Source organism: Streptomyces sp. NRRL F-4489, assembly GCF_001509485.1.
Classification (GTDB): Bacteria; Actinomycetota; Actinomycetes; order Streptomycetales; family Streptomycetaceae; genus Streptomyces.
The window spans coordinates 1-21,477 of the sequence record NZ_LLZI01000295.1 but is presented as its reverse complement, the minus strand read 5'-3'; the positions used below and the strand labels follow the sequence as shown (position 1 = coordinate 21,477).

At 74.8% G+C, this 21,477-nt stretch carries 16 protein-coding genes and 2 pseudogenes; 10 read left to right on the top strand and 8 right to left on the bottom strand.

What is annotated here, in order from left to right; all coding sequences use genetic code 11:
- Positions 1-163 precede the first annotated feature (163 nt).
- From ADL22_RS33150 to glgX, 3 genes are all read right to left on the bottom strand, one after another.
- On the bottom strand, positions 164-1,801 hold the full coding sequence (locus tag ADL22_RS33150) for a M4 family metallopeptidase (RefSeq protein ID WP_066988284.1): 1,638 nt from the start codon (positions 1,799-1,801) through the stop codon (positions 164-166).
- A gap of 296 nt (positions 1,802-2,097) precedes the next feature.
- Positions 2,098-4,392, bottom strand: coding sequence for a M4 family metallopeptidase (locus ADL22_RS33145; protein ID WP_066988282.1), 2,295 nt, complete (start codon positions 4,390-4,392; stop codon positions 2,098-2,100).
- Positions 4,393-4,731: 339 nt separating this feature from the next.
- The gene (gene glgX / locus ADL22_RS33140) at positions 4,732-7,047 is read right to left on the bottom strand and encodes a glycogen debranching protein GlgX (protein ID WP_066988280.1); all 2,316 of its coding nucleotides are present in this window, start codon (positions 7,045-7,047) and stop codon (positions 4,732-4,734) included.
- A 303-nt stretch (positions 7,048-7,350) separates the two neighbouring features.
- Between glgX and ADL22_RS33135 the strand changes: the two genes are divergently transcribed.
- From ADL22_RS33135 to ADL22_RS33105, 7 genes are all read left to right on the top strand, one after another.
- Positions 7,351-8,625: a L,D-transpeptidase gene (locus ADL22_RS33135; RefSeq protein ID WP_079064628.1), complete on the top strand. Its 1,275-nt coding sequence runs from the start codon at positions 7,351-7,353 to the stop codon at positions 8,623-8,625.
- Between the two features lie 279 nt (positions 8,626-8,904).
- Complete coding sequence (locus ADL22_RS33130; RefSeq protein WP_066988278.1) at positions 8,905-10,122, top strand: L,D-transpeptidase; 1,218 nt, start codon at positions 8,905-8,907, stop codon at positions 10,120-10,122.
- 71 nt (positions 10,123-10,193) lie between these two features.
- Positions 10,194-10,961, top strand: coding sequence for an enoyl-CoA hydratase/isomerase family protein (locus ADL22_RS33125; protein ID WP_066988276.1), 768 nt, complete (start codon positions 10,194-10,196; stop codon positions 10,959-10,961).
- 274 nt (positions 10,962-11,235) lie between these two features.
- A complete protein-coding gene (locus ADL22_RS33120; protein WP_420711625.1) occupies positions 11,236-11,868 on the top strand; it encodes an ATP-binding protein in 633 nt (210 codons plus the stop codon).
- 383 nt (positions 11,869-12,251) lie between these two features.
- On the top strand, positions 12,252-12,728 hold the full coding sequence (locus ADL22_RS33115) for a hypothetical protein (protein ID WP_066988274.1): 477 nt from the start codon (positions 12,252-12,254) through the stop codon (positions 12,726-12,728).
- Between the two features lie 88 nt (positions 12,729-12,816).
- Positions 12,817-13,626, top strand: a complete 810-nt coding sequence (locus ADL22_RS33110; RefSeq protein ID WP_066988272.1) for a DsbA family protein — start codon at positions 12,817-12,819, stop codon at positions 13,624-13,626.
- Entirely contained in the window at positions 13,623-14,588 is a 966-nt protein-coding gene (locus tag ADL22_RS33105) for a cytochrome c biogenesis CcdA family protein (RefSeq protein WP_079064627.1), read from the top strand. The genes ADL22_RS33110 and ADL22_RS33105 overlap by 4 nt, the downstream gene beginning before the upstream one ends.
- Positions 14,589-14,610: 22 nt before the next feature.
- On the opposite strand, the gene ADL22_RS33100 is transcribed toward ADL22_RS33105, so the two are convergent.
- The 5 genes and pseudogenes from ADL22_RS33100 to ADL22_RS33080 form a co-directional block, all read right to left on the bottom strand.
- The gene (locus ADL22_RS33100) at positions 14,611-14,994 is read right to left on the bottom strand and encodes a hypothetical protein (RefSeq protein ID WP_066988270.1); all 384 of its coding nucleotides are present in this window, start codon (positions 14,992-14,994) and stop codon (positions 14,611-14,613) included.
- A 240-nt stretch (positions 14,995-15,234) separates the two neighbouring features.
- Positions 15,235-16,065 (bottom strand): ammonia-dependent NAD(+) synthetase, encoded by an 831-nt coding sequence (gene nadE, locus ADL22_RS33095; protein ID WP_066988268.1) that lies wholly within the window; start codon positions 16,063-16,065, stop codon positions 15,235-15,237.
- 96 nt (positions 16,066-16,161) lie between these two features.
- Positions 16,162-16,716, bottom strand: coding sequence for a glycoside hydrolase family 25 protein (locus ADL22_RS33090; protein ID WP_066988265.1), 555 nt, complete (start codon positions 16,714-16,716; stop codon positions 16,162-16,164).
- Positions 16,717-17,181: 465 nt separating this feature from the next.
- Positions 17,182-18,147 (bottom strand): M56 family metallopeptidase, encoded by a 966-nt coding sequence (locus ADL22_RS33085; protein ID WP_066988263.1) that lies wholly within the window; start codon positions 18,145-18,147, stop codon positions 17,182-17,184.
- Positions 18,148-18,290: 143 nt separating this feature from the next.
- Positions 18,291-18,662 (bottom strand): annotated as a pseudogene (locus tag ADL22_RS33080) (BlaI/MecI/CopY family transcriptional regulator); the annotation flags it as partial.
- A gap of 114 nt (positions 18,663-18,776) precedes the next feature.
- Here ADL22_RS33080 and ADL22_RS33075 point away from each other — a divergent pair.
- From ADL22_RS33075 to ADL22_RS33065, 3 genes and pseudogenes are all read left to right on the top strand, one after another.
- A pseudogene (locus ADL22_RS33075) lies at positions 18,777-19,442 on the top strand (DedA family protein); the annotation flags it as partial.
- A 454-nt stretch (positions 19,443-19,896) separates the two neighbouring features.
- Complete coding sequence (locus ADL22_RS33070) at positions 19,897-20,553, top strand: phosphatase PAP2 family protein (RefSeq protein WP_066988261.1); 657 nt, start codon at positions 19,897-19,899, stop codon at positions 20,551-20,553.
- 107 nt (positions 20,554-20,660) lie between these two features.
- Positions 20,661-21,302, top strand: a complete 642-nt coding sequence (locus ADL22_RS33065) for a phosphatase PAP2 family protein (protein WP_234430957.1) — start codon at positions 20,661-20,663, stop codon at positions 21,300-21,302.
- Positions 21,303-21,477: the final 175 nt, after the last annotated feature.

The window sequence follows — 21,477 nt, the reverse complement described above, 5'->3', positions numbered from 1 at the left end:
ACGCGGGGGCCGTGGGTGCGGCGGCCGGGGGCGGTGGGGCGGGTGCGGCGCGCCGGGGAGCGCCGGGCGCGGCGGCCCTGGCCGAAAAAGAGCGGCGTGGCCGGGGGGAGCGCCTCCCCGGCCACGCCGGTGTGCGGTGCGGCCAACGGGCCGCCGCGGTGCGTTACTTGACGTTCACGCCGGACCAGGCCGACTCGACGCCCTTGACCTCGGCGCTGCCCGCGCCGTACAGGTCGGTGGCCGCCTTGACGGTCGCCTCACGCGCCGCCTTGTAGTCGGTGGTCGAGGTCATGTACGTGGTCAGCGCCTTGAACCAGATCTTCTCGGCCTTCTCCCGGCCGATGCCGGTGATCTTGGAGCCGTCCGCGGTCGGGCTGTCGTAGTGGACGCCGCCGATGTCCTTCGGGCCGCTGCCCTCGGACAGCAGGTAGAAGAAGTGGTTGGCGATGCCGGAGGAGTAGTGGACGTCGACGTTCCCGGCGTCCGCGCTCCAGTTGTCCAGGGACTGGCCGTCCTTGGAGGGCTTGTCCATGTAGCGCAGCGGCTTGCCGTCGCCGGCGATGTCGATCTTCTCGCCGATGAGGTAGTCGCCCGGGTCGGCGGGGTTGTTGGCGTAGAACTCCACGGCCGTGCCGAAGATGTCCGAGGTCGCCTCGTTCAGACCGCCGGACTCGCCGCTGTACTCCAGGCCGGCGGTGGCCGAGGTGACACCGTGCGACATCTCGTGGCCGGCCACGTCGATGGCGGTCAGCGGCTTCTTGTTGCCCTCGCCGTCGCCGTACGTCATGCAGAAGCAGCTGTCGTCCCAGAACGCGTTGACGTAGTTCTGGCCGTAGTGGACGCGGGAGGTGGCGCCCTTGCCGTCGCCCTTGATGCCGCTGCGGCCGTGCACGTTCTTGTAGTAGTCCCAGGTCTCCTGGGCGCCGTAGGCGGCGTCCACGGCGGCGGTCTGGGGGTTGCTCGGCTTGCCGTCGCCCCAGGTGTCCGTGGAGTTGGTGAAGAGCTTGCCGTCGCCGCTCTCGCTGCCGCCCAGGTCGAACGTGCCGTGGCCGCCGCGCGAGTCGTCGGTCAGCTCGTAGCCGCTGCCGCCCTTCTTGGTGGTCAGGTCGACCTTGCCGCTGTACTCGCTGTTGCCGACGCCGGTCTCGATGCCCTGGTACTGGAAGAGCTTCTTGCCGGTGTTGGCGTCGGTGATGACGTGCAGCTGGTTGGGCGTGCCGTCCTTCTGGACGCCGCCGACCACGGTCTCGTAGGCCAGCACCGGGGTGCCCTTGGCGGCCCAGATCACCTTGCGGGGCGCGGAGGCGTCGGCCTTCTTGGCGCCGAGGGACTTCGTCGCCGTGGACTCGGCGGCCAGCGCGGCGGCCTTCGGGGCGATCTTCGCGGTGGTGGAGGCGACCTTCACGGCGGCCTTGGCGGCCTTGGTGACGCCCTTGACGGCGCCGCCCTTGGCGGTGTGCACGACCAGGTCGCCGCCGAGCACCGGCAGGCCGGCGTAGGTGCGGTCGTAGCGGGTGTGCACGGTGCCGTCGGCGTCCTTGACGACGTCCTTGACGACCAGCTTCTCCTGGGCGCCCAGGCCCAGCACGCGGGCGGTGTGCGCGGCGGCGGCGCTCGCGTCGTGCAGGAGCTCGGCGCGGTGCGAGGTGCTCAGCGCGAGGGGCGCGCCGCCGTGGGGGGCGGCGGCCGGGGCGGGGGAGGCGCCGGCGGTGCCGGCCGCGGTGAGGCCGGCGACGAGGAGGGCCGCCGCGGCGACCGCGGTCGCGGTCACACGGGTCTTGCGGGATATGTGGGGGGTCACGCGTGCTCCTTCAACTTTGCCAAGTGGTGGGGGTGCAAAGCGATGCGGGTGTGACATGCGACGGGAACACTGCCAGTCGAACGCGTGCATGTCAGGAGTCTGTTCGGAGGTTGGCCGAAAATCGTCCGTACAGAGGTGCACGACGTCCGGATAACGGAGTCGGGCGCCGCCCCCGGGGATCAGGGAGCGGCGCCCAACTCGGCGATGCCGGTGTTCAGTTGTGGTGTTCCGTGCGGGATGTCCGGTATCGGACGCGCGGTGTCACATCAGGGTGACACGCGGGTTGCCGGTTCCCGTCAGAACGTCAGCTTCCAGCCGTTCAGGGTGCCGGAGTCGCCCGCGTAGACGTCCTGGACGCGCAGCTTCCAGGTGCCGCTGGCCGCCTTCGCCGAGGCGTTGACGGTGTACGTCGCCTTCACGTCGGCCGCCGAGTCCCAGGCGCTGGAGTTCTTCAGCCGGTAGGCGGTCCCGTCCGGGGCCACCAGGTCGACGACCAGGTCGCCGCGGTAGGAGTGGGTGATGTCCACGGTGACCTTCAGACCGCTGGGGGCGTTGCCGCTGCGGCTGACGGTGATCGGGGAGGTGACGGCCGACCCGGCGTCCGGGATGGCCACCTTGGTGTTGTTCTCGTAGACGTTGCCGCCGCCGGCCGGGTTGACCGTCCAGGTGAACGACGCGGTGCCGGTCTTCTTGGCCGAATCGGTGACCGTCACGGTGACCGAGCTGGTGCCGGCGGTGGTCGGCGTACCGGAGATCAGACCGGTGGAGGCGTTGACGGACAGCCCGGCGGGCAGTCCGCTCGCCGCGTACGACAGCGCGCCCGCGGTGCCGCTGCTGGCCTTGATCTGCAGGCTGGCCGCCTGGCCGACGGTGGAGGTCTGGTTGCCCGGGTTGGTGACGGTGACCCCGCCGCCGTCCGGGACGCGGGAGCCGACGTTGACCGCCGCCCAGGTGTTGGCGACCGTGTTGTACGAGGCGCTGCCCTGGCCGAAGAGGTCCGCGGCCGCCTGGAGGGTGGCGGTGCGGGCGCCGGCGTAGTTGGTGTTGGCGCTCATGTACTGGCTGAGCGCCTTGAACCACACCTTCTCGGCGTTGGCCCGGCCGATGCCCGGCACCGGCAGGTTGTCGTAGGTCGGGCTGTCGTAGTGGACGCCGCCGATGTCCTTCGGGCCGCTGCCCTCGGACAGCAGGTAGAAGAAGTGGTTGGCGACGCCGGAGGAGTAGTGGACGTCCTTGTTGCCGACCGAGCTGGACCAGTAGTCGGCCGAGGCGCCGTCCTTGGAGGGCTTGTCCATGTAGCGCAGCGGGGTGCCGTCGCCGTTGATGTCGATCTTCTCGCCGATGAGGTAGTCACCGGGGTCGGCGGGGTTGTTGGCGTAGAACTCCACCGCGGTGCCGAAGATGTCCGAGGTGGCCTCGTTCAGACCGCCGGACTCGCCGCTGTAGGTGAGGTTGGCGGTGGCCGCGGTGACACCGTGCGACATCTCGTGGCCGGCCACGTCCAGCGCGGTCAGCGGGGCCTGGTTGTTCTGGCCGTCGCCGTAGGTCATGCAGAAGCAGCCGTCGTCCCAGAAGGCGTTGACGTAGCTGTTGCCGTAGTGGACCCGGGAGTACGCGCCGACGCCGTCACCGCGGATACCGCTGCGGCCGTGCACGTTCTTGTAGTAGTCCCAGGTCTCCTGGGCGCCGTAGGCGGCGTCCACGGCGGCGGTCTGCGCGTTGCCGGGAGTCCCGTCGCCCCAGGTGTCGTCGGCGTCGGTGAAGAGCGAACCGGTGCCGGACGAGCCGTGGTTGAGGTTGTAGGTCTTGTGGTTGCCGCGGGTGGCGTCGGTCATCGTGAAGTTCGGCGCCGAGCCGGAGGTCCCGATGGTGACCTTGCCGCTGTACTCGCTGTTGCCGATGCCGTTCTCGATGCCCTGGTACTGGAATATCTTCTCGCCGGTGGTGGCGTCGGTGATGACGTGCAGCTGGTTGGGCGTGCCGTCGTCCTGGAGGCCGCCGACCACCGTCTCCCAGGCCAGCCGCGGGGTGCCGTCGGCGGCCCAGACGACCTTGCGCGGGGCGCGGTCGGGCGCGGTCTTCGTGGAGCCGAGGGTCTTGGCCGAGGACAGCGCCTTGGCCTGGGCGGTGGCCGGGGCGACCTTGGCGGTGGTGGAGGGCACCGCGATGGCGGCCTTGACGGCCTTGGTGGTGCTCTTGACGGCGCCGTTCCCGGCGGAGTGCACCACGAGGTCGCCGCCGAGCACCGGCAGCCCCTGGTAGGTCCGCTCGTAGCGGGTGTGGGTGGTGCCGTCGGCGTCCTTCTCGACGTCCTTGACGACCAGCTTCTCCTGGGCGCCGAGGTGCAGCCGGCGGGCCGTCTCGGCGGTGGTGGCGCTCGCCGTGCGGATCAGCTCGGCCCGCTGGGACGGGGTGAGCTTGGCGGGCAGCGCCCCGGGGGCGGGCGCCGCGTGCGGGGCGGCGGGGCGCTGCGGGGCGGCCGCGGCACCGGTGCCGGCCTGGACGCCGACGGCCAGCAGGGCGGTGGCCGCCACCAGCGCGCCGGCTGCGGCGGCGCGGCGCGGGGCGGGTCTATGGGGGGTGCGTCTCACACTGACTCCTTCTGCGGGGCCGCGGTACGAGGGGAGCGGCCGAGGGGGACCGGGGCGGCGGAGGGCCGTCCGGGCAGAGCGAGGCAGAACTGGTGGAGCGTGTGGGGGGAAGTGGTGCGGGTGGTGACGGTGGCACTGCCGTCCGGAGCGGTGCTGTGGGGGTCCGGGTGGCGGATGCCGGGAAGAGTGCCACCACTGGCGAGTGGTTGTCAGGTGCCGTTCAACTAATTGGCCGGAAAACGTCCGTTGGGCGAAATCCACGTCCGGAAACCGGACGGCGGGCCGGGTACGGGGCGGTCCGGACGGGCTCGGCGGACGGGGCCCGGGCGGGCCCCGGGATCACTCCGGGACGGCCCGGAACAGCAGCACCGTCCGCCCCGGGACGGTGAGTTCGGCACCCGCGGGGACCAGGCGCGGCACCGGGAGCGCGACCGGCTCGCCGTCCACCGGGCCGTACACCGGGGCGTCCACCGGGCCGCTCTCCGGGACCTCGCCCGCCGGGGTGTCGTCCGAGGTGTCCACCAGCAGCTCGTACCCGCCGGCCCAGGGCGGCCCCGGCAGGACCACCCCGCGCGGCCCGGCCCCGGCGTGCAGGACGACCAGGAAGCTGTCGTCGGTGACCCGTACGCCCCGCGCGTCGCGCTGCGGGATGTCGTTCCCCGAGAGGTACATCGCCAGCGTGGCCCCGGGCGCGTACCAGTCCCGCTCGGTCATCTCCGTGCCGTCCGGGCCGAACCACGCCAGATCGCGCAGCCCCCCGCGGTGCTGCGGGCGCCCGGAGAAGAACGCCCGGCGGCGCAGCACCGGATGGGCCCGGCGCAGCGCGATCAGGCGGGCGGTGTGCTCGGCCAGCGCCCGCCAGTGCGGATCGGCCAGCAGCGACCAGTCCACCCAGCCGATGGCGTTGTCCTGGCAGTAGGCGTTGTTGTTGCCGTGCTGGGTGCGGCCCATCTCGTCGCCGGCCACCAGCATCGGCACCCCGGTGGACAGCAGCAGCGTGGCCAGGAGGTTGCGGAGCTGGCGGCGGCGCAGCGCGGTGACCTCCGGGTCGGCGGTCTCGCCCTCCGCGCCGCAGTTCCACGAGCGGTTGTCGTGCGTGCCGTCGCGGTTGTCCTCGCCGTTGGCCTCGTTCCGCTTGTGCTCGTAGCTGACCAGGTCGCGCAGGGTGAAGCCGTCGTGCGCGGTGATGAAGTTGACCGAGGCGTACGGGCGGCGGCCGCCCCAGGCGTAGAGGTCGCTGGAGCCGGAGAGCCGGTAGCCGAGGTCGCGGACGTCGGGCGCGGCGCCGCGCCAGAAGTCCCGCACGGTGTCGCGGTAGCGGTCGTTCCACTCCGTCCACAGGGGCGGGAAGGCGCCGACCTGATAGCCGCCCGCGCCGACGTCCCACGGCTCGGCGATCAGCTTGACCCGGCGCAGCACCGGGTCCTGGGCGATCACCGCGAGGAACGGCGAGAGCATGTCCACGTCGTGGAAGGACCGGGCGAGCGCGGCGGCCAGGTCGAAGCGGAAGCCGTCCACGCCCATCTCGGTGACCCAGTAGCGCAGCGAGTCGGTGATCAGCCGCAGGACGTGCGGCTGGACGACGTGGAGGGTGTTGCCGCACCCGGTGTAGTCCGCGTAGCGCCGGGGGTCCCCCTGGAGGCGGTAGTAGCCGCGGTTGTCGATCCCGCGCAGGGAGAGCGTCGGGCCCCGCTCGCCGGCCTCCGCGGTGTGGTTGTAGACGACGTCCAGGATGACCTCGATCCCGGCGTCGTGCAGCGCCCGCACCATCCGCTTGAACTCGCCGACCTGCTGGCCGCGGGTCCCGGTGGCGGCGTAGCCGGCGTGCGGGGCGAAGTAGCCGATGGAGTTGTAGCCCCAGTAGTTGCGCAGCCCCCGGCGCACCAGGTGGTCCTCGTGCGCGAACTGGTGCACCGGGAGCAGCTCGACGGCGGTCACCCCCAGGCGGACGAGGTGGTCCAGCGCCGCCGGGTGGGCCAGCCCGGCGTACGTGCCGCGCAGCCGCTCGGGAATGCCCGGGTGGCGCATGGTGAAACCGCGCACGTGCAGCTCGTAGAGGACCGAGTCCGGCCAGGGCGTCTTGGGCCGCCGGTCGTCCCGCCACTCGTCCTGGCCGTCCTCCGCGTCGCCGACCACCACGCCCTTGGGGACGTACGGCGCGGAGTCCCGGTCGTCGCGGACGGTGTCGGCGATGTGCTGCTCGGGCCAGTCCCGGACGTGCCCGTAGAGCTGGGCGGGCAGCGCCGGCCCGGTGGGGCCGGTCTCGGTGTGCGTGCCGAAGTCGCCGTCCACGGCCCGGGCGTACGGGTCGAGCAGCAGTTTGGCGGGGTTCCAGCGGGCGCCGGTCCACGGGTCCCAGCGGCCGTGCACGCGGTAGCCGTAGCGCTGCCCGGGGCCGACGCCGGGCAGGAAGCCGTGCCAGATCTCGTGGGTCAGCTCGGTGAGGGGGTGGCGGGTCTGGTGCCCCTCGTCGTCGAAGAGGCACAGCTCGACGGCCTCGGCACCGCCCGCCCAGAGGGCGAAGTTGGTGCCCGCCGTCCCGTCCGGACCGGTGCGGTAGCGGGCCCCCAGGGGCGTCGGGGTGCCGGGGCGGACGTCCGCGGGCGGGGCGAGCGGTTCCTCCGCCACCGCCTCCTGCTCGGGTGCGCTGGACACGTGCCGGCCTCCTGCGGCTCGGGGCTCGGTCGGGCGGCGGCCGCGCGCCCGGCCGGGACGCTCCCGGGGTGGGGCCGGGAGGTGCGTCCGGGCCGGGCGCGAGGCCGCCGCCCGTGGTGCGGTGCACGAGGGTGCACCGTTGTTCTGCCCGCAACCGGGCGTTGCCTCACGCTTTCCCCCAGCCGGGCCGCGCCGTCACGCGCCCGCCACCCGGGGCGCGCGGCTTCCGGGCGGGACGCGTCCATGACATCCCGATTCGCGGCATACCGCCCAAGTCGCGGATCATCCGTCAGAATCCGGCGTATGACCGGCCATCAGGACCACCGAGCAGGGGACGACACCGGCCGCCGCGCCGCGGACCGCGCACCGGCGGCGCCCCGCCCGCACCGCCGCAGCCGCACCGCCGGCGTGCTGCTGGCCGCCCTGGTCGGCGCCGCCGCGCTGGCCGGCTGCGCCGAGCCGGACCTCTTCCTCGGCGGCCCGCCGCCCGCCCCGGAGGAGGCGATCCGGATCCTCCCGGGCGACGGCGCGCGCGGCGTACGGGCCAACGGGCGGCTGGAGGTGCGGGTCCCGGACGGCCGGCTGGAGCGGGTGGAGGTCATCCGCACCGGCGGCACCGGCCGGCAGCCGGTCGCCGGCCGGATCTCCCGCGACGGGACGATCTGGCGCCCGGTCACCGACTCCCTCGAACTCGCCTCCCGCTACACCGTGGACGCGGTCGCCCTGGACGGCGCCGGCCGCCGCACCGCCCGGCACACCACCTTCAGCACCTTCACGCCCCCGCACCGCGTCGTCGGCTACTACTCCCCGGAGAGCGGCACCACGGTGGGCACCGGCCTGATCTTCTCGCTGGTCTTCAACCGGGCGGTCGCCGACCGCGCCGCCGTCGAGCGCGCGGTCACCGTCAGCGCCCGGCCCGCCGTGGAGATCGCGCCGCACTGGTTCGGCCACCGCCGGCTGGACTTCCGGCCCCGCTTCCGCTGGCGGCCGGGCACCCGGATCACCGTCCAGCTGCGGCTGCGCGAGGTGCGCACCGGGCCGGGCGCCTACGGGGTCCAGCACAAGACGCTCCACTACCAGGTCGCCCGCGACCAGGTCAGCACCGTGGACGCGGCCCGCCACACGCTCACCGTCCGCCGGGCCGGCCGCGTCGTGGCCACCCTGCCGGTCACCGCGGGCAACGCCGAGAACCCCACCTACAACGGGACGATGGTGATCCTGGAGCGGCACGCGGTGACCCGGATGGACGGGGACACCGTCGGCTTCGGCACCGAGTACGACATCCCCGACGTCCCGCACGCCATGCGGCTGACCCGCTCCGGGACGTTCCTGCACGGCAACTACTGGGCGCCGCCGCAGGTCTTCGGCGGGCTCAACACCAGCCACGGCTGCGTGGGCCTGAAGGACATCCGGGGCGGCGGCCCGGACACCCCGGCCGGCTGGCTCTACCGGAACTCCATCGTCGGCGACACCGTCGAGGTCCGGAACTCCCCCGACCGCACGGTCGCCCCCGACAACGGCCTGGGCGGCTGGAACATGCCGTGGGCGGCCTGGCGCGCGGGCAGCGCGCTGCGTTAGCCGCGTCCGGCCCGCCGCACCCCTGCCGGCCGGCCCGCCGCACCCCTGCCGCCCGGCCGCGGGCCCCGGCTCCCGGCCGCGCGCCGCCGCGGCGCCCCGCGGCGCTCGTACGCGTGGCCGCGCGCCCACCCGCGGAACGGGACTGAACCGTTGTCCACAGGGGGAGTTGAGTGTCAGTGCGGTGTGGTTGGCTGGCTCCGTACGCGAAGACGGCGGCGGCCGGGTCCGGGGGCCGCGGCCGTGCGAGGGGGAAAGGGGCCGGTCGTGACCGTTCATCCGATGCCGAAGGGGCCGGTGCGCCGGCGGTGGGCGCGCCGCGCGGGCGGACCGCTCGCGCTGCTGCTCGCCCCGGTGCTGCTGCTGGTCTCCGCCTGCGGCGGCGCGGACGACGCCGCCGGCCGGGCGCCCGCGCACCGCGCCGCGGACACCGCCTCGCAGGCCGCCGTGGAGATAGCGCCCCGCGACGGCGCCCGCTCGGTGGCCACCAGCGGCGCCCTGTCGGTCACCGCCCGGAAGGGCAAGCTCCGTTCCGTCACGGTCACCGACGCCAAGGGCAACGCCGTCGACGGCGAGATATCCGGCGACGGCTCCCGCTGGCGGCCCAGCACCCACCTCGGCGCCTCGACGCGCTACACCGTCGACGCGGTGGCCGTCGACGCCCGGGGCCGGCAGGCCGCCGAGCACTCCACCTTCACCACCCTCGTGCCCAAGCACACCTTCATCGGCACCTACAGCCCCGAGGACGGCCAGGAAGTCGGCGTCGGGATGCCGGTCTCGATCCGCTTCAGCCGCGGTATCACCGACCCCCGGGCCGTCGAGAAGGCCATCGCGGTCACCGCCCGCCCGGCCGTCCCGATCGCCGCCCACTGGTTCGGCAACGACCGCCTCGACTTCCGCCCCGAGGCGTTCTGGAAGCCCGGCACGAAGGTCACCCTCCGGCTCGCCCTGGACGGCGTCGAGGGCCGCCCCGGCGTCTACGGCACCCAGTCCAAGCAGGTCACGTTCACCATCGGCCGCGGCCAGGTCAGCACGGTCGACGCCCGCACCAAGCAGATGACCGTGGTCCGCGACGGCCGGACGCTGCGCACCGTGCCGATCACCGCCGGCGCCCCCGGCACCGAGACGTACAACGGCACGATGGTCATCAGCGAGAAGCACCCGGTGACGCGGATGAACGGCGAGACCGTCGGCTTCGGCGGCGAGTACGACATCAAGGACGTCCCGCACGCCATGCGGCTGAGCACGTCCGGCACGTTCATCCACGGCAACTACTGGTCGGGCCGGGCCGCCTTCGGCACCCGCAACGCCAGCCACGGCTGCGTCGGCCTCTACGACCGGCGCGGCGGCGGCGATCCGGACACCCCCGCCGCGTGGTTCTACCGCAACTCCCTCATCGGGGACGTGGTCATCGTCAAGAACTCCCACGACCGCACTATCGCGCCCGACAACGGCTTCAGCGACTGGAACCTCACCTGGGCTCAGTGGCGGGCCCGTTAGGGCGGGGGTGCCCGGGGTCCGGAGTCCGGGGCGGGGCGGCGCGCGGCGTTAACGCGTACTAACCTGCCCGCATGACTGTGCATCTCGAAGCCGAAGACGGTGTCGGCACCATCCGCCTGGACCGCCCGCCGATGAACGCCCTGGACGTCGCCACCCAGGACCGGCTCCGCGAACTGGCCGAGGAGGCCGGCCGGCGCGACGACATCCGCGCCGTGGTGATCTGGGGCGGCGAGAAGGTCTTCGCGGCCGGCGCGGACATCAAGGAAATGCAGGCCATGGACCACCCCGCGATGGTGGTGCGGGCCAAGGCCCTCCAGGACTCCTTCACCGCGGTGGCCCGGATCCCCAAGCCGGTGGTCGCCGCGGTCACCGGCTACGCCCTGGGCGGCGGCTGCGAACTGGCGCTCTGCGCCGACTTCCGGATCGCCGCCGACAACGCCAAGCTCGGCCAGCCGGAGATCCTGCTCGGCGTGATCCCGGGCGCCGGCGGCACCCAGCGGCTGGCCCGGCTGGTGGGCCCGTCCAAGGCCAAGGACCTGATCTTCACCGGCCGCCATGTGAAGGCCGACGAGGCGCTGGCCATCGGCCTGGTGGACCGCGTGGTGCCGGCCGCCGAGGTCTACGCGCAGGCGCACGCCTGGGCGGCGCGGCTGGCGGCCGGTCCGGCGCTCGCGCTGCGGGCCGCCAAGGAGTCCGTCGACGCCGGGCTGGAGACCGATATCGACACCGGGCTGACGATCGAACGCAACTGGTTCGCGGGGCTGTTCGCCACCGAGGACCGGGAGACCGGGATGCGCAGCTTCGTCGAGGAGGGGCCGGGCAAGGCCAAGTTCCGCTGAGGCGGCTGGTGTTGGCGGGGCGGCTGAGGTGTGGCCGGTACACCATGCCTCGTGTGGGCGAATTGCGGAAAGCGCCGTGACCCCGTAAGGGAGCCGCCCCGGCGGCCCCGGCCAACTCGCCGCCCGCCGGGCCTTTCCGCAGGTCAGCGCGGTGCGGCCGGTCCCGGCTGCCGTTGGCATATGTCGTGGGGGAGGTCCGGAGCCGGTGATTCCGGACAACGGATTCCGTCGGTTCCGGCCCCCGGACCGGCGAGGAGCGGCCATGATGGGGGGCATGGCGGGCCTCGAAGGAATGGAGCAGCCGCGGCCGCACAGCGGTACGGCCGCCGCGGAGCGGGCCAACCCCGGCGGCACGGAGGGGGCGGCGGTCCCAGGGCCCGCCGGGCCGGCGCCCGTAGGTCCGGGCCCCGCCGGCCAGGTGCCGCCCCCCGCAGGTCCGGGCCCGGGCGGTCCGCCCACCGCCGAGCCGGTGCCCGCGGTCGCCGGTCAGCTGCCCGCCGGTTCCGAGGTGGTCGGGGACCCCTCGGTGGACGAGGTCCGGCTCCCCTCGCGCCCGCAGTCCGCCCGGACCGCGCGCCGGCTGACCGCCGCCATCCTGCTGCGCCAGTGGTCCCTCTCCCCGCAACTGGCCGAGCACTCCGTGCTGCTGGTCTCCGAACTGGTCGGCAACGCCGTACGGCACACCGGCGCCCGCGCGTTCGGGCTGCGGATACTGCGCCGGCGCGGCTGGATCCGGGTGGAGGTGCGCGACCCCTCGCGCGGGCTGCCGTGCCTGATGCCCGTACAGCCGATGGACGTCAGCGGCCGCGGGCTTTACCTCGTCGACAAGCTGTCCGACCGCTGGGGCGTGGACCTGCTGCCGCGCGGCAAGACCACGTGGTTCGAGGTCCGGGTCGGCGACCGCTGACCGCTGGTCACCGACTGCCGGCCGCTGACCGTGGCGCCGGGTCCGGGAACGGGTCCGGGGCCCGCCCGCGGGGTTGCCGCGGGATGAGCCCCGGAGCCCCGGCCGGGGCGGGCGGAAGGGGTTGCCCGCGCGGCCGGACACGACCTGGCCCGCGCCAACGGGGGTCGCCGCGGACGACTATGGCAGGCCCGCCCGCCGCCCACCAAAGACGGCAAGCCGCCGATACCCGGACATAGCGCCATCAAATGAGGGGTGTTCGGGTGCGATCCAGGGGTGAGCTGTGCCACCGCCGCCCGCGCGGCCCGGCGGTCCGTAGGATGGGATGTTCGACCGCGACCGCCACGGACCGACAGCGAGGCGGACCGACAGCGAGGGGGAGGGACATGCACCGGCTGCGCCGCTCGGCGACGCTGACGCTGCTGCTCCTCCTGGCCGTCGCGTTCGCGCCGCTGCTCTGCCGGAACGGGGGCGTGGGGGCCGGGTCGGCGGCAGGTCGTACGGCGGTGGCCGTGGTTGCGGCGACCGCGGAGGCCGGCGCTCCCTGGGCCGCCGGGGCGCGCGTCGCGTCCGACGTCACCAGTGCGCCCGGCGCGCACGACGTAACCGGCGCGCCCGCCGCGTCCCACGCGCCGCCCCTCGCCGTCGCCGACGCCACCAAGCGGTGCTCCGGGCGCCACGCACCGGACCCCGGTGAGGCCGCGCCGCTGCCCGCGCCGCCGCGCGGTGAGCCGCTCGCCCCGGACACCGCCGCGCCCGGGCCGCTCGTCACCGCCCCGCCGCCCCGCTGGGCCCTGGCCCGCCCGCCCACCGGCATACCCGCCGCGGACCCCGCGGCCCTCCTGCCCGTACTGCGGATATAGGCCGCCGGCCCCCGCCCGGCCGACCCCTGCGCCGGCCCGGCGGCTGCCGCCCCTTTCCGCAACCCCCTTGTACGACAGGAGCTTTCGCATGCCCACCTCCGCCTCACCCGCCCGCAAGGCCGCCGCGATCGGCGCGGTCCTCGCCCTCGTCGTGGCGGTGATCGCCATCGCCGTCGCGGTCGGCAAGGCCGTCGAGAACGGCCGTGGCACCGCCGCCGACGGCCCGCCCGCCACCGTCCGGAACCAGGAGGACGACGGACAGCAGAAGCTGTACGACGACCTCGCCCGGCGCACCAGCCGCCGGATCGCCGGCGACCCGCTCGCCACCGGGAAGCCGGACGCCCCGGTGGTCCTGGTCGAGTACGCCGACTACCAGTGCTCGTTCTGCGGCCGCTTCAGCCGCGAGACCCAGCCCGCGCTGATCAAGAAATTCGTGGACGCCGGCACGCTGCGGATCGAGTTCCGCAACTTCCCGGTCTTCGGCGCCGACTCCGAGCGGGCCGCCCGCGCGTCCTGGGCGGCCGGCCGCCAGGGGAAGTTCTGGCAGCTGCACGATGTGCTCTACGCCGAGACCCGCAAGGGCGACGCGCTCGCCGAGGACAAGCTGGTCGAACTCGCCCGCACCGCCGGCGTACCGGACCTGGAGAAGTTCCGCGCCGACCTCGGCAGCCCGGCCGCCGAGGCGGCCCTGAAGAAGGACCAGGACGAGGGCTACCGGCTCGGCGTCCAGTCCACCCCGTCCTTCCTGGTCAACGGCCGGCCGATCGCCGGGGCGCAGGACACCGCGGTCTTCGAGCAGGCCATCGAGCAGGCCGCCGCGGCGGCCGGCAAGCACGGCGGCGGCGCGGGGGCCGGGAAGGGCGACGGGAAGGGCGACGGTACGGGGGCCGGGGAGTGACCTCCGACATCGGCTACCTCGCCGCCTTCCTCGGCGGCGCGCTCGCGCTGGTCAGCCCGTGCAGCGCCCTGCTGCTCCCGGCGTTCTTCGCGTACTCGCTGGCGAGCCCCGGCCGGCTGCTGGCCCGTACCGGGGTGTTCTACCTGGGGCTGGCGACGACGCTGGTGCCGCTGGGCGCGGCGAGCACCGCGGCCAGCTGGCTCTTCAACGGCCATCGCGACCTGCTGATCGCGGTCGGCGGCTGGCTGGTCATCGCCCTCGGCGTGGCCCAGATCCTCGGGCTGGGCTTCGCCTCCCGGCGCGCCCAGGCCGCCGCCGCCCGGATCACCCCGCGCACCGCCCTGTCCACGTTCCTGCTCGGCTGCGTCTACGGCCTGGCCGGATTCTGCGCGGGCCCGATCCTCGGCTCGGTGCTGACCGTCACGGCGGTCAGCGGTTCACCGCTCTACGGTGCCTCGATGCTCGCGGTGTACGCGCTCGGCATGGCGCTGCCGCTGTTCGTCCTGGCGCTGCTGTGGGACCGCTTCCGGCTCGGCACCCGGGGCTGGCTGCGCGGCCGCGAACTGGCCCTCGGCCGGCTGCGGCTGCACACCACCTCGCTGGTCTCCGGGCTGTTCTTCATCGCCATCGGCGCGCTGTTCCTGGCCTTCAACGGGACCAGCGCGCTGCCCGGGATCCTGGACGCGGACACCGAGATCCGCCTGGAGGACTGGGCGGCCCGGCTGGGCAACGGCGTCCCGGACGCGGTCCTGCTCGCCCTGGCGGCCCTGGCCGCCGCCGCGCTACTGGGCTGGATCGCGCTCCGTCCGGAGCGGAAGCGGGGGCCGGAACCCGAACCGGAGCCGGTGGGGGAGCAGGACGGCGTACGGAAGGGGGGCCTGGCGCGGGAGGCCGGGGGTGCGGACTCCGGCGGGCCGGGGGCCGGGGGCTCCGGGCCCGACCGGCCCGCGGAACGGGACTGACCGCCGGGCCCGCCCGACCCCCTCAGGCCGACAGCCGCCGGTGCCAGTCCTGCTGGGGCTGAGGCTGGGACCGGGGGCGGGCCGGGCGGGTGCGCGGGCGGACGTGCGCATGCTGCGCGTCCGCCCGGCGCCGGCGGTCGTTGCAGAGCAGGCATTTGCCGTAGCCCGGCGGAAGGGGATCCTCCGGGTCGCCGTAGAGCGGGTCCACCGCACCGTGCGGATGCAGGGCGCACCCGGTCGGGCAGGCGGCGCGGCCGCCCAGCGAGGTGGCGGTGGTCAGCGCTTGGCGCAGGACGTCGACGAGCTGGTCGGCGTCCTGCCGGGTCGGGGCCGACCGGAGCGCCGAGGCCAGGTCGGCGGCGGTGGTCAGCGCGGTCTGGAGTTCGTGCAGGCGTGCGTCACCCATGTCCTGGAGAGTAAGCGGCCCCACTGACAGTTGATCTTCCGATCGCACTTCGCGGCTTCCCATGGCCGGATGCATGCCCGTTCCGCGCCGTGGTTCACCACCGGGGCGGTGGCCGCCGGGTGGCGGGTGGGTGACGGGAGGGTGCGGGGGCGCGGGCGCGGGGCGGCGGGGCGCAGCGGTGAGGCCGGCCCCCGGCTCGCCGCCCGCCCTGCCCCGCTCCGCCCCGCGTTTCCCGGTCGCTCAGGGCGCGATCGGCAGCGCGCGCTTGTGCGCGGTGAGGCGGTAGCGCCGGACGATCGCCTGGAAGGCGGTCTCCTCGACCGGCTTGCCCTCCAGGAAGTCGTCGATCTGGTCGTAGCTGACGCCGAGCGCGTCCTCGTCGGGCTTGCCCGGGTCGAGGGTCTCCAGGTCGGCGGTCGGGACCTTGTGGACCAGCTCGGCGGGCGCGCCCAGGGCCTGGGCGACGGCCCGCACCCGGCGCTTGGTCAGCCCGGTCAGCGGGACCACGTCGGCCGCGCCGTCGCCGAACTTGGTGAAGAAGCCGGAGACCGCCTCGGCGGCGTGGTCGGTGCCCACGACCAGGCCGTCGTGCGCCCCGGCGACCGCGTACTGCGCGATCATGCGCTGCCGGGCCTTGATGTTGCCGTGCACGAAGTCCTGGTGGTGGGCGTCGCGGAAGACGACCCCGCCGGCCACCGCCGCGGCCAGCGCCGCGTCACTGGCCGGGCGGACGTCCACGGTCAGCAGCCGGTCCGCGCGGATGAAGTCCACCGCCCGCTGGGCGTCCTTCTCGTCCGCCTGCTCGCCGTACGGCAGCCGCATCGCGTAGAACGTCGCGTCGTGGCCGGTGGCCCGGGCCCGCTCCACGGCGAGCTGGCACAGCCGGCCCGCCGTGGTGGAGTCCACCCCTCCGCTGATGCCCAGGACCAGCGAGCGCAGACCGGTGGAGGTCAGCTGCGCTGTGAGGAAGGACACCCGGCGCTCGATCTCCCGCTCGGCGTCGAACTCCGCGGTCACCTGGAGTTCCTGGGCTATTTCCTGCTGCAGGGCCGTGGCCGCCGGGTCCGTCACCGGTGCTCCTTACGTTTCTCGTCACGCGCTGTTCCCCAGCCGCGTGTTTGTGTCACGCGGAGTGTCGGCCAGGCGTATGGGATTCTCCGGAGAAGTTTATGCGGGGTGCGCCCACTTCTTGAGCTCGGCCTTGCTGGCGAAAGCCGCGACGTTCTTGTCCAGCGGCGAGTCGGTGTACTGGTGGATACGCCACTTCGCCTTGATCCGCGGATGGCCGGCGGTGACGTAGTCGGCGATCCACAGCCCGTCCGCGGCATACGACGTGGTGTCCCGGTGCAGCCAGAAATCGCGGTTGCAGTAGAGCAGCACGCGGTGGCTGGGGCGGAGTTTCTTGACCTCCAGCAGGAACTGGTCCTTCTGCGCGTTGCTGGCGCACGTACCGGAACCGGTGGTCTCCCAGTCCGCGGCCAGCAGATCGCCCTGGAGCGAGGCGCATTTCTCCACGAAATAGCGCGCCTGGGCGGCGATATTCCCCGGCCACAGGAAGTGGTAGAAACCGACCACGGCACCGGCTTCCCGCGCCCGCGCCGCCTGTGCCGACTGGTGCGGATTGACGTAGGAGCGGCCCTCGGTGGCCTTGATGAAGACGAAGTCCAGCCCCTTCGCCGAATATCCGGTGTTGTAGGAGCTGACATCGACACCGTGCAGCATGAGCGGCCTCCTGCCCATCGGACCTGCGAATGCGAAGCGTCATCTGCTCGAAGCGGCAGCCGCCCCCCAGCAGTTCAGCATGTTCACGACCGGGGACGCCAGATTGCCGCGCTGAAGTTCCCTGCCCCGCAAGGGAGTTGGTGACGCGGGGAGCGGATGGGGCGCGGGGTGCGGGAGGGGCGGAAGAGGCGGCGGCCCGGTAGCGACCCGTTCGTCCAGGCGTTTCATCTTCGCGCGTGCCACCGGGTGGGGAGGGGGTGCGGAGCCGAGGCGCTGGGCATCCGGGGGCCGCGGGTGCCGGTCCGGTCGCCGGCCACCGGCCCGGCCCCGGTCGCTGCCGCGCGCCGGACGGCAGGCGGGTTTCGGCGGACCCCGCTGGCCGGGCCGCGTCCGCCCCGGGTCGTTTCCCCTGGTCTGGTGGGCTGGCCGCGCCCCCGCCCCGGGCCGTTTCCCCGGCCTCGCGGACTACCCGTGCCCCTGCTCCCGTTCCCCCTGCGCCGTCTCCACCGTCTGGTGCAGGTCGGTGGCGGCGTCCACCGCGGCGGCCGCGGAGAAGGCGACGCAGGCCAGCAGGGCGGCGGCTATCAGGCGGCGGACGTGCGGGGCCGCGCGGCCGTGGCGGCGGTCCCCGGGGCGGTCCGGGGTCAGCAGGGCGGCGACCCGGCGGGGGACCGGACCGGCCGTGGCGGCCGGTGCGATGCCCGGGCGGGGGCGCGCGGTGGCGTCGGGGCGGGCGGCGAGCGCGGCGCGGCCGATGGCGCGCGCGGTGAGCCGGCGGTCGCCGACCCGTACGGCGGCGGACTCGTCCGCCCAGCGCTCCAGGGCGTACGCCAGCGGGGCCCGCAGGCCGCGCAGCAGCGGATGGCAGACCGAGGCCAGCGCGGCGGTCAGCAGGAAGAGGTGGTGGCGGCCGGCGAGGTGGGCCCGTTCGTGCGCGAAGAGCGCCTCCCGCTCGGCCGGCGGCAGCGCCCGCAGCATCCCGGCGGTGACCACGACGCGGTCCGGGCGCCCGGGAAGGGCGTAGGCGTCCGGTGCCGCGTCCGGGAGGACGCAGAGGTCGCCGGCGAGGGCGTGCGCGTCGGCGGTGCGCCGGGCGGCGCGCAGCTCGGCGCGGTGGCGCAGCGCGCGCCGGGCCACCGCGACGGCGCAGCAGGCCAGCAGCGCGCCGGCGACCGGGGCGGCCGGCAGAGTGACCGCCGGGTCGCCGGCCGGGGAGCGGGTCAGGTGGCCCAGGGCGGCGACGGGCGGCAGGCGCAGCGCCCCGGCGACCGCCAGCAGCCCCAGCGCCGCGGCCGTGCAGGCGGCCAGCACGGCGGCGCAGCCGGCCAGCAGCCAGGCCGCGGCGCGCGGCGGCAGCGACTCGGCGAGCCGGCGGGCGGTGGGCACCGCCAGCAGCGGCATCAGCAGCGGCACCCAGACGGCGAAGATCATGGCGCTGTCCGGGAACCCGGGCGCCGGCCCGTGCCGGCGCCGCCGCCCGCGGCGTCCGCGCCGCCCGCGCGGCCGGATCCACCCGTGACGCCCGTGGTACCCGTGCCGCCCGCGCCTTCGGGGCCGTCGGCGCCGCCCGTACCGCCGTCCGTCTCGTCCAGCAGCGAGCGCAGCAGCCGCTCGTCCTCCGTCGTCAGCTCCGAGACGAAGCGGGCGAGCGCGGTGCCGCGGTCGTCCTGCTTGTCCAGCTCGCTGCGCATCCGCCGGGCCGTGAGACCGGCGGAGTCGTGTATCGGGGAGTAGGCGAAACCGCGGCCGGCCCGGGAGCGGGAGACCGCCCCCTTGTCGTACAGCCGGCTGAGGATCGTGGTGACCGTCGTCCGGGCGAGCCGGCCGCCCAGCTCCCCCTGGACCTCGGCGGGTGTCAGCGGCCCGCCGGCCGCCCAGAGGGCCGCCAGCACGCTCGCCTCCAGCTCGCCGGCCGGGCGGCGCTGCGCGGGTGATGCCTCCGACATGGAACGCCCTCCCCCCTTCCCTCGTCTACAGTGCTGTAGACCGTCTACGGCTCTGTAGACGGTGGGGCCGGCCGATCGGCGGGCCCGCAACCCATTATGGGAGGGGCCACTGACATGGCCGTAGCGGCCGCGGAACTGCACGTCAGCACGGTCACACAGGCGGTCAACGTCCTCGACGCCGGCTCCCTGCTCGCCGCCTTCGGCGCCCTCGGCGTCGCCGTCGTCCTCTTCGCCGAGACCGGCCTCCTGGTCGGCTTCCTGCTCCCCGGCGACTCGCTCCTGTTCACCGCGGGACTGCTCAGCGCGCCCGGGGTCGGCGGCGCCGTCCACCTCTCCCTGCCGCAGGTGCTGGCCGCCGCGGCCACCGGGACCCTGGCCGGCTCGCAGACCGGCTACTGGATCGGGCGGCGCGGCGGCCGCGCCCTGCTCGCCCGCGGCCGCTCCCGGAAGCTCCACGAGGGCGCCACCCGCGCCGAGGCGTACCTGGCCCGTTACGGCCACGCCAAGGCCCTGGTCCTGGCCCGCTTCGTACCCGTCGTCCGCACCGTCCTCAACCCGCTCGCCGGCGCACTCAACGTGCCCGCCCGCACCTTCACCCTCTGGCAGGTGACCGGCGGCCTCTTCTGGACGGCCGGCCTCACCCTCGCCGGCTACGCCCTCGGCTCCTCGGTACCGAACGTCGACCACTACCTCCTCCCCGCCATCGGCCTGGTGATCCTGGTCTCGCTCGCCCCGATCGCCCTGGAGGTGCTGCGGGCCCGGCGGCGTGGCGTGGCGGGCGGGTCGCGGCCGGGGTCGGTACCCGGGCCGGTACCCGAGACGGGACCGCGACCGGGGCCGCTGTCGGTGCCGGGGACCGGCCCGGCCGACGCCCACCAGGGACCCGGAAGCCCCGCCGACGCCCCCGAAGCCGCGGCCGACGCGTCCGGAGGCCCCACGGGCACCTCGTAACGCCCCGGCCGACGCCCCCGGAGGCCCCACGGGCACCTCGTAACGCCCCGGCCGACGCCCCCGGAGGCCCCACGGGCACCCCGTAACGCCCCCACCACCGCCCCCACCGACACCCCCGCCGCCCCGCCCAACGCTCCCGAATCCGCCACCGCGCCACCGGCACCCTGACGGACCCGGCACACTTGCTGCAGCACACGGGCGGCCGCCGCGCACCGCGCGGGCCGCCCGGCATCCGTCAACACGCACCACGCACCACGCGACGAACCGCCAAGGAGAAAGCCCAGTGACCGACCTCGCCTTCGGCGGAGCCTCGATCGACGGCGGCCTGTACACCTCTGTGACCGGCTTCGCCCAGCAGATGCCGCACTTCCTCAACGTCCTGGTCTCCTACTGGACCGACCTCGGCCTGGGAGTCTTCGCGCTGCTGATGGTGGCCGGCTGGTGGCGGGCCCGCCAGCGGCTCGGCGGCAGCGCCCGCCGCCGCCTCGTCCCCGGGCAACGGCGCCACCCGGCTCCCGTGGCGATGGCGATGGCCCTCGCCGTCCCGGTGATCGTGGTCCTGGCCTACGTGGCCAACGACGTGGTCAAGAGCTTCTTCCATGAGCAGCGCCCCTGCCAGACCCTCCACGTGGTCACCGTCGAACCGTGCCCCGGCCTCGGCGACTGGTCCTTCCCCAGCAACCACTCCGCCATCGCCGCCTCCGCCGCCGTCGCGCTGCTCCTCCTGGACCGCCGGCTCGGCGCCCTCGCCGTCCCGGCCGCCCTCCTGATGGGCGCCTCGCGGGTCTGGGTCGGTGCCCACTACCCGCACGACGTCGCGGTCGGCCTGGTCGTCGGTGTCCTCGTCGCCGCGGTCCTCATGCCGCTCGCCCGGCGCGCCGCACCGCTTGTCGAACGCGTCCGGGAGACCCCGCTGCGCCCGCTGGTCGCCGCCCGGTGACACCCCCGGGGGCGCCACCCCACGGGGCCCCCGGCCCCGGGAGCGACGGCGCGCGCCCGGCCCCCGGCCGCGGCCCGCGCCTCGGCGCGCCCCCGGGCCGCCTGCTTGTGGCGGCGGCCCTGTGCGCCGCGCTCTTCACCGCCGCGGCCGTCACCGTGGCCCTGCGCCACGGCGCCCCCCTCGCCCCCGAACGCGCCGCCCTCCACTGGTCCACCACCCACCGCGGCGAACCCCTCCGCTCCCTGGCCCGCGCCCTCACCACCACCGGCACCGGCCCCATCCCGTACGCCCTGGCCCTCCTCGCCGGTCTCCTCGCCGCCGGCCGCGGCACCTTCCCCCACCGCCTCCGCGCCGCCCTCTTCTCCGTCCTCTTCCTCGCCGCCGGCCAGGCCCTCCGCTACGGCCTGATGGAGCTGATCGCCCGGCCCCGGCCGCCCGCCGCCGACTGGGCCGCCACCGCCACCGGCCACTCCTTCCCCTCCGGCCACGCCACCACCTCCGCGCTCACCGCCGGAATCCTCGCCTGGGCCATCCTGCGCCGCACCGGGCCCGGCCGCGGCCTGACGTGGTGCGCGCTCCCCGCCCTATGGGCCGCCGGCGTCGGCCTGACCCGCGTCTACCTGGGCGTCCACTGGGCCGGCGACGTCCTGGCCGGCTGGCTCCTGGCCGCCACCCTCCTCCCCCTGGCCCTGCTCCTCCTCGCCCCGCTAGCCACCCCCCACCGCCCCGAGTCCCTCCCCTCCCCATAACTCGCTGACGACCCCCCCAGGTCTTCCCCAGGTCTTCCCCAAGCCCGCATGGACCCCCACCCCGCCGAGCACCACTGTCCTGGGCGCCGGTGGCGCCCCTCGCCCCCCACCGCCACCGACCCCGCGCCCAAAGGAGCAACCCACGCACCGCAAGGGGGACCCCATGGACCACACC

What these genes read in the sequence shown, in the direction of transcription:
- ADL22_RS33135 (WP_079064628.1), top strand. Translation starts at nt 7,351, where the DNA reads ATGACCGGCCATCAGGACCACCGAGCAGGGGACGACACCGGCCGCCGC.
- ADL22_RS33130 (WP_066988278.1), top strand. Translation starts at nt 8,905, where the DNA reads ATGCCGAAGGGGCCGGTGCGCCGGCGGTGGGCGCGCCGCGCGGGCGGA.
- ADL22_RS33125 (WP_066988276.1), top strand. Translation starts at nt 10,194, where the DNA reads ATGACTGTGCATCTCGAAGCCGAAGACGGTGTCGGCACCATCCGCCTG.
- ADL22_RS33120 (WP_420711625.1), top strand. Translation starts at nt 11,236, where the DNA reads ATGGCGGGCCTCGAAGGAATGGAGCAGCCGCGGCCGCACAGCGGTACG.
- ADL22_RS33115 (WP_066988274.1), top strand. Translation starts at nt 12,252, where the DNA reads ATGCACCGGCTGCGCCGCTCGGCGACGCTGACGCTGCTGCTCCTCCTG.
- ADL22_RS33110 (WP_066988272.1), top strand. Translation starts at nt 12,817, where the DNA reads ATGCCCACCTCCGCCTCACCCGCCCGCAAGGCCGCCGCGATCGGCGCG.
- ADL22_RS33100 (WP_066988270.1), bottom strand. Translation starts at nt 14,994, where the DNA reads ATGGGTGACGCACGCCTGCACGAACTCCAGACCGCGCTGACCACCGCC.
- ADL22_RS33090 (WP_066988265.1), bottom strand. Translation starts at nt 16,716, where the DNA reads ATGCTGCACGGTGTCGATGTCAGCTCCTACAACACCGGATATTCGGCG.
- ADL22_RS33085 (WP_066988263.1), bottom strand. Translation starts at nt 18,147, where the DNA reads ATGATCTTCGCCGTCTGGGTGCCGCTGCTGATGCCGCTGCTGGCGGTG.